Source organism: Cohnella massiliensis, from assembly GCF_900169535.1.
Taxonomy (GTDB): Bacteria; Bacillota; Bacilli; order Paenibacillales; family Paenibacillaceae; genus Cohnella; species Cohnella algarum.
Genome location: NZ_LT821259.1, coordinates 220730 through 232661, shown reverse-complemented (window position 1 = coordinate 232661; position 11932 = coordinate 220730). Strand labels below are relative to the sequence as shown.

The 11932-nt window shown below is 58.7% G+C and carries 8 protein-coding genes; 2 read left to right on the top strand and 6 right to left on the bottom strand.

What is annotated here, in order from left to right:
* Positions 1 to 338 precede the first annotated feature (338 nt).
* The 4 genes from B7E11_RS14950 to B7E11_RS14935 all read right to left on the bottom strand — a co-directional run bounded on the left by B7E11_RS14950 (position 339) and on the right by B7E11_RS14935 (position 6092).
* Entirely contained in the window at positions 339 to 2606 is a 2268-nt protein-coding gene (locus B7E11_RS14950) for an alginate lyase family protein (protein ID WP_080836040.1), read from the bottom strand.
* 45 nt (positions 2607 to 2651) lie between these two features.
* A complete protein-coding gene (locus B7E11_RS14945; protein WP_080836039.1) occupies positions 2652 to 3521 on the bottom strand; it encodes a carbohydrate ABC transporter permease in 870 nt (289 codons plus the stop codon).
* Positions 3522 to 3533: 12 nt separating this feature from the next.
* Positions 3534 to 4415 carry an ABC transporter permease gene (locus B7E11_RS14940; RefSeq protein ID WP_080840837.1) on the bottom strand — a complete coding sequence of 294 codons (882 nt, stop codon included), beginning with the start codon at positions 4413 to 4415 and terminating at the stop codon, positions 3534 to 3536.
* 99 nt (positions 4416 to 4514) lie between these two features.
* A complete protein-coding gene (locus tag B7E11_RS14935; RefSeq protein ID WP_080836037.1) occupies positions 4515 to 6092 on the bottom strand; it encodes an extracellular solute-binding protein in 1578 nt (525 codons plus the stop codon).
* Between the two features lie 208 nt (positions 6093 to 6300).
* Between B7E11_RS14935 and B7E11_RS14930 the strand changes: the two genes are divergently transcribed.
* Positions 6301 to 8106: a sensor histidine kinase gene (locus tag B7E11_RS14930; RefSeq protein ID WP_080836036.1), complete on the top strand. Its 1806-nt coding sequence runs from the start codon at positions 6301 to 6303 to the stop codon at positions 8104 to 8106.
* Complete coding sequence (locus B7E11_RS14925; RefSeq protein WP_080836034.1) at positions 8093 to 9697, top strand: response regulator transcription factor; 1605 nt, start codon at positions 8093 to 8095, stop codon at positions 9695 to 9697. Before B7E11_RS14930 ends, B7E11_RS14925 begins: the two co-directional genes overlap by 14 nt.
* A gap of 98 nt (positions 9698 to 9795) precedes the next feature.
* Here B7E11_RS14925 and B7E11_RS14920 read toward each other — a convergent pair whose 3' ends face one another.
* Positions 9796 to 10812 carry a C40 family peptidase gene (locus tag B7E11_RS14920; protein WP_080836032.1) on the bottom strand — a complete coding sequence of 339 codons (1017 nt, stop codon included), beginning with the start codon at positions 10810 to 10812 and terminating at the stop codon, positions 9796 to 9798.
* A gap of 281 nt (positions 10813 to 11093) precedes the next feature.
* On the bottom strand, positions 11094 to 11897 hold the full coding sequence (locus B7E11_RS14915; RefSeq protein WP_080836030.1) for a DUF4362 domain-containing protein: 804 nt from the start codon (positions 11895 to 11897) through the stop codon (positions 11094 to 11096).
* Positions 11898 to 11932 lie beyond the last annotated feature (35 nt).

Below are 11932 nucleotides of genomic sequence, written 5' to 3'. Positions count from 1 at the left end.
AAAAGACTCACCTCTCCTGAGCAAACGGGATACCGGCACCAGGACGCAAACAGCAACTCACCCCCTCCTGAGCAAACGGGATACCGGCACCAGGACGCGAAACAGCAACTCACCCCCTCCTGAGCGAACGGGATACCGGCACCGGGACGCAAAAAATAAAAACAGCCCGCCGGCAACAATGGCCTAGCGGGCTTATGGGGCGGGCCGGAGGACGAGGCTTATGCATGCACGGTAATTGCCCATGCCTTACGGGAAATTCGGCGAAAAAGAAACCGTGTCCGTGAACGAAAAATTTCAACGAGAAACCGGTACCGATGACCGGTAACGATATCGATATGTTACCGAACCTGCTTTACAATCACGTCCCCGCGCCAGGTTTCCCCTGCAAACTCGAACGCTTCGATGACATCCGGCTCGGGCAGCAGCGAAGCTTTGACCGGATTGCCCGTGTGGTCCAGGTACGAATCCACCGGCACATGGGCATGATGCAGGCAGATTGCGTCGGCCCAACCGTCGCTTTCGACGAGCAGCCCCGTCGCCTCCCAAGGCGCGAGCTCCCGCCCGTCTGCCCGGACCGGAAGACGCCGGACGCTTACCGCCGGTGCCTCCGTACCGAAAGGGACGATAACGGTCGCAAGCTCCGCTTTGCCGACGGCCGACATCGCGCGCTTAACCACCGGATTGGCGGAATATCCGCTTTTCTCGAAATAGAGCCCCGATTCCAGGATCAGCTCGTCGGACAGCACGATGAACGGGCTTGCTCCCGTGGCGGCGAAACGCTTCGGTCCCGGATCCGCATCCGGCTGCGGGTATACGAGCAGCGCGTTGGCGTCCGGACCGTTCGTGCGAATCCGGCGCCCGGTCGGGTCGTACACGGCCTCTCCCGGAGGCAGATGGAAGTATTGCTCGTACACGTGCCGTTCCTTCGCCTCGAACAGGTCGACGACGAGCCAGTAACGGTTTTTGACGAACAGCGTCTTCCGGGAGTGAATGACCGGATCTTCGTAGCGCGTATACCCGTAGTGGCTGGCGAAAACGTAATCGAACCGGCTTTCGCTGCGGAAATCCCATATTTTGCAGGCGGCCGTCGGCGGCGCTCCCCAATGGAGGCCCCTGACGTGCTGGTCCTGGCCGTCGACGACGACCGTATTGTGCGCGCGGGTCGAGACGACGTACTTCCGCTCTTTGTTCCATTCGTACAGCCCCATGCCCGAATCCGCCACGAGCTCCTTCCCGCCCGCGTAAAGTACGAGGCCGAGCGCGTCCGAATGGGCGTGGCCGTTGATGCCGACGCCGGCCCTCATCGCCATGTACATCGCGCCGCGTTCCCAGCTCTGCCGGGAGACGACATACCCGCCGACGGGAAAGCACGCGGCCGTCTCGCTCGGCGGCGCCGAAGGGAGGCGGCCGTAACGTTCGATCGCTTCCGGCCCGAGCCGCCACAGCAGCGCGAACGGCAGCCGCGCGTGCCCCGCGAATTTGAAATCCGGCCGCCCGAACAAATACGCGCCGAGGCTCATCGCGTCCCGCAGCTCCCGCACGTCGCTCGCGCCCGTATCCCCGATTCGCGGCAGCTCCCCTTCCGGCGTCAGCAGATGGTTCAGCACGACGAACATGTTCTCCAGCGTCTCCATGTATTCGGAAGCCTCGAGCTTCGCCGCCCGGAGCAGCGGCACCAGCTCGTACAAATCGCGCATGACGACCAGATGGTAATTCGGGCTCGCTTCGAACTGGACGCCGTCCGGATACACGTTTTGCCGGATGTACTTCGGCATCTCCCGCAGCCCGTAGGCGAGCCATTCGCCGGCCTCGCGCAGTTCCGGCAGCAGCAGCGCGACCTGAATCAGGCCCCGAAGCTGCATGCAGGCGTGGTTCCCGTGATCGGCGTGGTACTTCCGTACGTACCTGGCGTGCTGCGCGAACGACTTGACGAGTTTCATTTTCACTTCCGGCGCAAACGACGGGGAACCGAAGAAGATCGCGAACGGCTCCGCCAGATGGAACATCCGAACCCCTGCCGAAAGCGGCTCCCACGTATTGTGCTGAACCCGAAACGCGTCGCCCGCCGGGGCCGGGCAATCGTCGAGGAAATGACCGATCATTTCGTTAAAGCATGCCGCGTAAATTTCGTCGCCCGTCAGGGCGTAAGCGCGGGACAAAAACTTCGCGTACGCAAATCTCGTCAAATGCAGCTGGTACTGCGAGCTGTCGTAAAGCCAGCCGTTCCAGTCGAACGCGCCGCGGGGGAAAACCGCCCTTTTTCCCTTGAACAGCGGAATGTCGCCCGAAACGATCCGGTCCGCTTCCGCAATGACCGCCAGCGCCTCTTCCCCGCCGCCGTAAGCTTCGCGAGCCGCCTTCATCAGCTTCGGCACGTCCCGAAAGGCGAAATAATACCGCCCTCCCTCGTCGGACCCGATCAGCCGCAAGTAGGCGTCCCGCGCTCCCGCCGCGTCCCCTTCGGCCGCAAGCCGCCGAACCTCGGCAAGCTCCGGCCGGTCAAGATCGAGCTCCCGCGCGAAAAAATCCCCGTCGGCCGGCAACGGCACCGTAAAGCGCGGATCCTTCCGCAGTTCCTTGTAACCCAGCGTCTTCGTTTGCGTCATCCCAGACTTGCTCCTTTATGCATGCTCACGGGCGCAAAGCCCGCTCTATTCCTTGATCGAGCCCAGCATGGCTCCTTTGGCGAAATACTTTTGCAAAAACGGGTAGACGATAACGATCGGCAGCATGGCCAGCAGGATCGCGGCGTTTTGCACGTTGGGGCCGAGATTGGCCGCAAGCTGCGCGTCGACCGCGGCTTCCGCCGAAATGTTCGAGGACCCGATCGCCACCATCTGCCGCAGCAAAGGCTGAATCGGCCACTGCGTCGTATCGTTCAGATAGATGATCGCCGAGAAAAACTCGTTCCAGTATTGCACCATGAAAAACAGGGTGAACGTCGCGATAATCGGCTTGGATAGCGGAATGACGATCGAAAACAAAATGCGGAATTCCCCCGCTCCGTCGATTCGCGCCGCCTCGTCGAGACTTTCCGGCAAGCTCTGAAAAAACGTCCGGATGACCATGATGTTGAAGGCGCTCGTCGCGGCCGGCAGCACGATCGCCCAAAGCGAATCGATCAGTCCCAGGCTTTTGACGACGAGATAGTTCGGGATGAGCCCTCCGTGAAAAATCATCGTGAAAAAGATGAACAGCAGCAGAAACCGCCGGCCCGGCACGAATTTTTTCGACAACGCGTAAGCGAGCGTAATCGACACGACGAGATTGACGCACGTTCCCAGCACCGTGATGACGACCGAGTTTTGCAGCGACTTCAGAAAGGTCGGCGCCTGCAGCAAATAGTCGTAAGCGGCGAGCGTCCACGTTTTCGGCCACAAGTAGAAATTGCCGGCAAGCGATTCGGACGGAGGGCTGAACGAGACGGCGATAATGTACAGGAACGGCAGGATCACCGTTAAGCAAAACAGAACAACGAGCAGCGCGTTCAAGCTGTCGAACCATGGAATTTTGATTTTCATCCGGCGCCCCTCCTAGAAAATCCCGTCTTCGCCGAGCCATCTGGCCGCATAATTCGCCGCAACCACCAGAATCAGGCTGACGACCGATTTGAACATGCCGACCGTGATCCCGAAGCTGTAGTCGAACTGCTCCAGGCCGACGTGATAGACGTACAAGTCGAATACGTTGGAGACGTCCAGATTCAGGCTGTTCGTCATCAGGAAAATTTGCATGAAGTTCGAATCGAGCGACGATCCGAGCCGCAGCAGCAGCAGGATGACAATCGTCGATTTCAGGCTCGGCAGCGTAATGTGCCAAATATTTTGAAAGCGGTTCGCACCGTCGACCTTGGCCGCCTCGTACAGCTCCGGGTTAATGCCGGCCAGCGCCGCGAGGAAAATGATCGTTCCCCACCCCGCGTCCTTCCAGATCGCCTGGAACACGACGAGCGGACGGAACCATTCGTTGCTGACGAGGAACATTGCGCTCGTCCCGAACCAATCCTCGAGCAGGTTGTTGATGACTCCGGAAGGACCGAAGAAGGAGATCGTCATCCCGTAGATGACGACCCAGGACAAAAAGTGGGGAAGATAAACGACCGTTTGCGAAACGCGCTTGAACGGACCGAATTTAATTTCGCTCAGCATGATGGCCAGAATGATCGTCACCGGAAAGAACACGATCAAATTGTAAAAGCTCAGCAGCAGCGTGTTTCGGAGCAGCATGAAAAAATCGTCCGTACTGAAAAAATCCCGGAAATGCTGAAGCCCGACCCAGGGGCTGTCCCATATGCCGATAAACGGGCTGTAATCCTTGAACGCGAGCAGCAGTCCCCACATCGGGGCGTAATGAAAGACGACGAAATAAAGAATTCCGGGAGCGGCCAGCAAATAAAAGGGCCACAACCGCTTCATATGGCTCAGACGAAACGCTCCTGTCACGCTCGTTCCCCTCCTGTCCGGATCAAAAAAAGGGGCTTGAAACCCCTCTTTTCGATCTCTCTTTTCTAAAAACTATTGTTGGTCCGCATTGTATTGGTCGAGCAGCTCCTGCTTGATTTGCGCGCCGACTCCGCCGGCCCAGGCGTCGATTTCGGCCTGAACGGCCGGCCATTCGGCTTCGCCTAGCACGTACTGCGTCATGACCGCGCTCATCTTCTTGAAGCTGTCCGGATTTTTGGCCGCGGTCGGCGAGTTGTACGGCAGGAACGGGTTGGCAATGCCGAACTGGCTGATCGTATCCAGCGACTTCTTCTGCATTTCCAAAATTTCCGGCACCTTCGAGTTCGCGTACACGTACGGGTCGACCCGGTTTTCCAAAATGAACTGCGACGGCTTGTCGAGGTCGTACTGCTTCTTCTGTTCCTCCGTCTGCACGGCGATGCCGTCCTTGAATTCGCTCGAATGCACGCCGATGATGCCTGCCTTCGAGAAGGCGACGTTCTCCTCCGAGGCGGTGAAATCGAGGAAGTCGACGATTTTCTGCACCTTCTCCTCCGGCACGGAGCTCGGAATCGCCCACAGGCCGTAATAGCCGCCGAGAACCGCTACCCCTTTGTCGCCGTTCGGGCCTTCGAGCACGTCAATGATCGCGACTTCCGCGTTCGGGTCGGCTTGCTTGAGCTTTTCCATGTTCGTTTCCAGCATGTCGGAGACGTTTCCGGCGAACACGCCCGCGACGCCGGCCAAAAACTTGTTTCTGGACTGCTGCTGGTTTTTCAGCACGGGAGCGTCTTTGTCGATCAGGCCCTTGCTCCAGGCCTCCCGCAGCCAATCCAGGTACGCCTTTTGCTCCGGCGTTTCCGCGTCGCGGACCGCCTGGCCGTTCTCGACCGCCCAATCGTACGGCATGCCGAGCGCGAACTTGATCGGCAGCGTGCCGGCGAACGGTCCCGGGGCGCTTGCGCCTTCCGCTCCGAACAGGGCGAGCGGGACGGTTTTGCCGCCGCCGGCCGGATCGTTCTCCTTGAACACCTCGAGCGCATGGGTCAGTTCGTCCAGCGTCTTCGGAACGGCCAGATTGTATTTGTCCAACCAGTCCTTGCGGATCAGGAAGCTCGCCTCGCCGCCGCCGTACAGGCCGCGCGGGCGGGGAATGCCGTATACCTTGCCTTCCACCCTGACGTTGTTCCATACCTTTTCGTCGATCAGCTTGATGTTTTCGGTATTTTCCAAATAAGGGGTCAAATCGTGGAACGCGCCCATTTGCACCAGATTGACGAATTTGTCGTCCTTCCCGCCCTCCATCAGCAGAAGATCGTACGAATCGCCCGCCGACACGGCTACGGACAGCTTATCCTTGTAGGCTTCGGAAGGAACGAACGAGATGTCCAGCTTGACGTTCGCGCGCTTTTCCAGATCTTCCTTCGCCTTGTTGCCTTCCGTCACGGGCGGATCCCCGAACAAAATCGTCATCGCCTTGATTTCGGTCGGCGCCGCTCCTGCCTGCTGGGACGAACCCGGCTGCGCGGACGAACCGCCCGCGGAAGAATTGCCGGCCGCTCCTCCGTTATTGCCGGAACATCCCGCAAGCGCGGCTCCGGCCAGCGTAAACGCCGCCAAAGAGAGCAAAAGCTTTTTTTTCCCTTTCATGTTGTTCCCCCGTTTCAATGTAGTTCGGTTCGGTTGACTTCGGCTTACATATCGGATTATAAAAAAAGCGGTAAAGCGTTTACATGACAGATCCGAGCGAAAGTGTCGCCGTTTTTAACATTTGCTCGGCAGACTATACCCCGGCAATGGGCAGTGTACTATAATCGAATTACTTAAACCAACCTCCCAAAACGGAAGGGGTCCGCAAATGGCATCCCCGTTTTTTCATTTTTTGACCAAAAGCTTTTACGCAAAAATGATTGCCGTCATGTTCGCCGTGTCTATCGTACCGTTAATCGTATTGTCCGTCATCTCCATCTCGGTATCCAGCACGACCGTCGAAAGCCAGGTCAACCGGCTGAACGCGCAGCTGGTCAACCAGATCGTCGACCGGGTCGAGCTGACGATGACGAGGCTCCGCGAGCTCAGCGGCCAATACTCGTCGATCTCGTCCATCCAAAGCGCGCTCGTCGCGCCTTCCGCCCAATATTTCGACGACGTCGTGCGAAAGAGGGATCTGATCTCCGTCCTGGGCACGGCGTCCGCCGTCATCGGCAACGTGGAAGGGCTGCAGGTGTATTCCGCCGTGACGGGCGAGGTGCTGTCTTCGGCGGACGCCCCGAGCGCGCTCGGGGATTCGCCCTACAAGCCGGTGTTCGATCTTTTTCTCGCTTCGGGCGAAAACAACCTGTTCCTCGACAAGGAGTCGTTTCCCGGCCTCGAATTGCTCGACAATTCGACGTATTACGTCAGCCGCCTCCCGATCGAGCCCTACGAGGACATGAAAGGCGCGCTGCTCATTTCCATGAGCAATGCGGAATTTTTGCGCCAGATTCAAAATATCCAGCTGGGGTCCCGGGGCTCGGTGTCCTTGCTGACGCAAAACGGGGCCACGGTCGCCACGACAAGCAAGCTCGGCGCGGAAGAGGATGCCGAGCGCATCCGGCATATTTTGCGGCAATGGCAGGACGCCGGGAAGCCGGACCAATTCGCGATGGACGCTTCGATCATCTCGGTCAAGCAGACGTCCACCTACGACAAATGGATCGTCGTTTCGGAAATTCCGTCCGGGGAGCTGAATCGAAGCTCGGACATCATTCGCAAAACCGTGACGTATTTCCTCGTCGTTCTCATTCTGGTCGGCCTGCTCGCCATCGTCGGCTTCGGCTACCAGCTGTACCGGCCGCTGCAGGCGATCAAGCGCCAGGTGGCCGCCTTCAAAAAAGGGCGCTTCGACGCCCGCGTCACCCGGTTCGCGAATAACGAGATCGGGGAGCTCGGACGGATGCTGAACGCGATGGCCGGCCGGATCCAGGAATTGCTTGCGGACCTGCAGCAATCGGAGGATTTGAAGCGGAGGCTGGAAATCCGGGCGCTCCAGTCCCAGATCAACCCGCACTTTATGTACAACACGCTGAACACGATCCGCATGTTCGCCATGCTGAAGGATTACGACAAGATCAATGCGATCATGGGGCGGCTCGTCTCGATGCTTCGCTACTCGATGGAAAATGTCGACCAGACCGTTCCGCTGCGGCAGGAGCTGGATTACGTCCGCGACTACATCGAGCTGCTCAATACGCGCTACAAGTGCCGGTTGACGCTTCGCGACGAAATCGAGCCGGAGCTTGCGGACATGGAAGTTCCGAAGCTGAGCCTGCAGCCGCTCGTCGAAAATTCGGTATTTCACGGGATTTTGCCCAGGAAGGCGGAGGACGGCCATATCGACGTCCGGGTACGCGCGGTTCCGGAAGAAGGGAGCATCCTGCTGGAAATCGAGGACGACGGGATCGGCATGGAGAAAAACAGCCTGGAAAAGCTGAAGCTGCATTTGCTGCGCGAGCAACTGGGGGAAAATATCGGACTGCTGAACGTCTGGTTGCGGCTGCGGCTCCTGTTCGGCAAGGGGACGCATTTCGAGCTGGACGGCGCGGAGGGAGAAGGAATGCGCATCCGCTTCCTGCTTCCCGCCGAGGCGGTTCACGTAAAGGAGGTTGCCGATGAACAAGGCTAAAGTCATTCTCGTGGAAGACGAACTTCCGGCCAGAACCGTGTTCCGGCAAATGATCGGGGAACGGGACGATTTGTTCGAGCTCGTCGGCGAAGCGGAGGACGGCCGCGACGGCTTGGACCTGTTTTGGGCGCACAGGCCCCACGTCATCGTGACCGACATTACGATGCCCGGCATGAACGGTCTCGACATGCTGCGCGAAATCGAAAACAGCGGGGAGCCCCAGCCGCAAAAAATCATTTTGACCTGCCATCAGGATTTTCATTACGCGAAGCAGGCCATTCAGCTCAAGGCCGCTTCCTATCTGCTCAAGGACGACTGTCTGTCCGATCCGAAGCTGCTGACCCGGACGATGGAGGAGCTGACGTCCCGGTTGGCGTCTATCGACCGGAACCGGCAAAAGCAGCTTCAGCTGGAGCGGCAGGTCAGATCCAACGAGATCGAAATCGAGCGGAATCTTTTTCTCGATATGCTGCGCAGTCCCGCCGCCGAGGAAAAATGGCTGGAAAACCTCGAGTCGTCCGGCTTTCCGCAGCGCGGCGGGCGGCTTCACGCCATCCTGCTCGAGCTCGACAGCGGCTCCCTGCGCTTCTCGCTCGACCAGCTCGAAGAACTGAAGCTGTGGCAGTTTGCCGGAGTGAACGTGCTCAGGGAGCTGCTCGGCGGCTTTCCGGCGCGCAAGGTGATTTCGCTGGACAAGGGACGGTTTCTGGCGTTATACGCGGCGGGTCCGGAGCTTCAGGCGTTTCCGGTCGCGATCGACCAGGTGATCCGTTCGTTTCATGCGTTTTTGAAAATGAACGCCTTCGCCCTGCATATCGCGTCGGATAAGGGGCTTGCGGAGTGGACGGCGGCGCTTCGAAAGCTCGCGGCGGCCCCCTACCCGTTTTTTTACGGCGGCAGCCGGACGGCCGGGATCGGGGAATGCGACGGCTTGAACCGGTTCGAGCGGGTGCCGGAGCCGTACGGCAGGCACTGGAACAAGCTGCTGAAGCAGGCGCTGCTGGAATCGCGCCTGACCGAAGCGCCGCTGGAGAAGGAGCGGGCCTCCTTTTTCCGTCAGGCGAAGGAGCAAAACTGGGAACCGGAGCAAATTAAATCGCTGTACGGGAGGGTTTTTCTGGAATTGAGCCGGTTTGCGCCGGAAGCCGGGCAAAGATCGGGACTGGAGGCCGAATTCCGCAAAAAGCTCGACCAGAGCCAGACGTTCCAGGCCGTGCACGATACGACCGTCGCCTGCTTCCGCCAGCTGCAGCAGCAGCAGGGCGACGCGAAAAAAATCGACGCCTCCATTGCGGCGCTCGTTCAAAAAATGCACGAGGATTTGAGCTACCCCTACAAGCTGGAGGAGCTCGCCGCGTCGATCAATTACAGCGTCCCTTACTTCAGCGCCATGTTCAAAAAAACGACCGGGGAAAGCTTCATCCACTATTTGACTCGCCTGCGGATCGAAAAGGCGAAGCTGCTGCTGCTGACGACCGACCAGAAAACGTTCGAAATCGCCGAGGCGGTCGGCTTCGAAAACTACCGGTCGTTCAACCGCATTTTCAAGAAAGAAACCGGGATGTCCCCGTCGGATTTTCGGAAAGGGTAAGGCTCGGCCGATCGAAAAAAGCCGGCCCGCCGGGCAGCGTTTCATCTGCTTGACGGGTCGGCTTATTCGCGGGTTCTGCCCGATGAGTCTCGCTTGCGTTACAGCGCGCTGCCGCCGTAAAGGAAGCGGTATTCCCAGTGCTTGCCGGCGATCGAATCGACGCGCACGCCGCCCGATTCGTTCGAGTAGGTTTGCAAAATCTGCCCGTTGCCGAGGTAAATGCCGACGTGCGTAATGCGCGTGCCGAACGGGCTTTTGGACGTATAGTTCGAGGCGCTTGTCCCTTTGTAGGACATGAAAAACATCAGATCGCCGCGCTTCAGCTTCGTCCAGTCGGTCGTCACCTGCGACTTGCTTCGCACGTATTCCCCTTGGCCCCGGGAATCGGCCGGCAGCGTAATGCCGAGCGCGTCCTTGAACGCCTGCCTCACGAAATCGGAGCAGTCGAACGTCGCCGTGTTGCTCCGGCTCGAGCCGTACTCGTACGGCGTGCCCAAATACTTCATCCCCGCGGCGATGACGGCTTCGACCTGCGCGGATACCGAGTCTCCGCCCGCCGAAGGAGCCGAAGGCGTAGCCGGTGCGGACGGCGTAGACGGCGCGGGCACGCTGCCGGTCAGCTTGATGTATTTGGAGTTCGTGCTGACGTAGCCCGACACGCCGCTCGCATCCTTCACGGCATACCAGTAGGAATTGACCTTCGAGGTGACGGCGACCTGCTCGCCTTTTTTCAAATAGCGCATGAATGCGCCGGAAGTCGACGGTGACTTGCGGAACGAAACGCCGGACACGATGACGGCATTGCTCCCGTCGACCGCGCCGGTTGACGAGCCCCCGCCAATAAGATTGACGTATTTGGCTTGCGAGGAAACGTAGCCGACCTGGCCGGAAGCGTCCTGCACCTTATACCAGTAGCTGTTCGTCTTCTCCAGAAGCGTCAGCGACTCGCCCGATTTCAAATACCGCATGACGGTAGACGACGTCGACGGCGCCGTACGGAAGCTCACCGACGCCACAATATGGACCGACTGCGGCTCGGCGGCGGCGGCCATCCCCGCCGGCGCGATCGCGGCCATAAGCAAAGTTCCCGACAGTAACAACGTGATTCGTCTCATGAGTATAGGATCCTCCCGTGATGTCGACGTTGCGAAGCGCTCGTTCGGCTTCGGGGATTATTATAGGCAGCCCCTCTCAACGCCTTCTATCGGACCTGAATCACGGGAACTTGTCGCGGAATAGGAAAATAGAATTAAAAAAAACAAGGAAAAAAGAAGGAAGTTCCCCGCAGTGCAATGATGAGAGCGCCTCAAGGGAACCACCAATTACCAATCCTTATTCCAGGCGCTTGTCCTAAAAACTAGAAAAAACAGTTCTCTATGAGTATTTTTTAATGTCGCTAGGGAATGACGATCGAGAACGTTTCGTTCGTTTCGTCCTTGTTCGCTCCGCATGCCGCCAGGCGGTATTCCGTGCCTTCGTCCGTCTTTGTTTCCGTCACGCTGCCGCAAAAATCGACGAGCTTCTGCGGGTTCCCAAACGCATCGTGCGCATTGTCGAACCGATACTGGATCGTCTCCCCGTCGAAGATCAGGTTGTAAAAGATCGGATCGCCTTCGATCGTATAGGCGGTGACCTGCACATCGTCCGGTTTCTTGCTTTCGACATTGTCCGCAAACCCGGTCCAGCGCTCCGCGTTCGCCACTCCGCGAAGCCCGATGACGACATCGCCGTTCCGCTCGGCGGCTTCGGACGTATATTCGAGCCCGTGAATCAGCTCGTACAGCTCCTTGGTCGCTTCCTCCGTCAGGTTGTAGCCGGTTCCGGTATCGCTGGCATCCATGTACATGCCTTTGGAGCCTTTCGCTCCCGCCTCGTCGACCCACAGATGAATCGCTTGCGGGACGCCGTCGCGCTCGATGACGACGTCGTAATCGGCAAACGCGACGTCCAGCAAGCCCGGAATTCGCTCCGCCGACGAGATTGCGCTTTCGAACGCCCGGATTTGCCCGGGCTCGGTAAACGAGCCGTACTCCGCTTCATTGATCAATCCGAAATTGACGAACCGGCTGACCGTTACTTTCGGCTCCGCGTTCGTTTCGGCGTACACGTCGCCCGGCACCGTCGTTTCTTCCGCCGAACGTCCGCATGCCGTCGCCAGAAGCAGCACGGCAGCCATCAGAAAAGCTGAAATTTTTCTCATCTCGAATTCCTCCCCCGGTTTAAGACGTTTTCGTT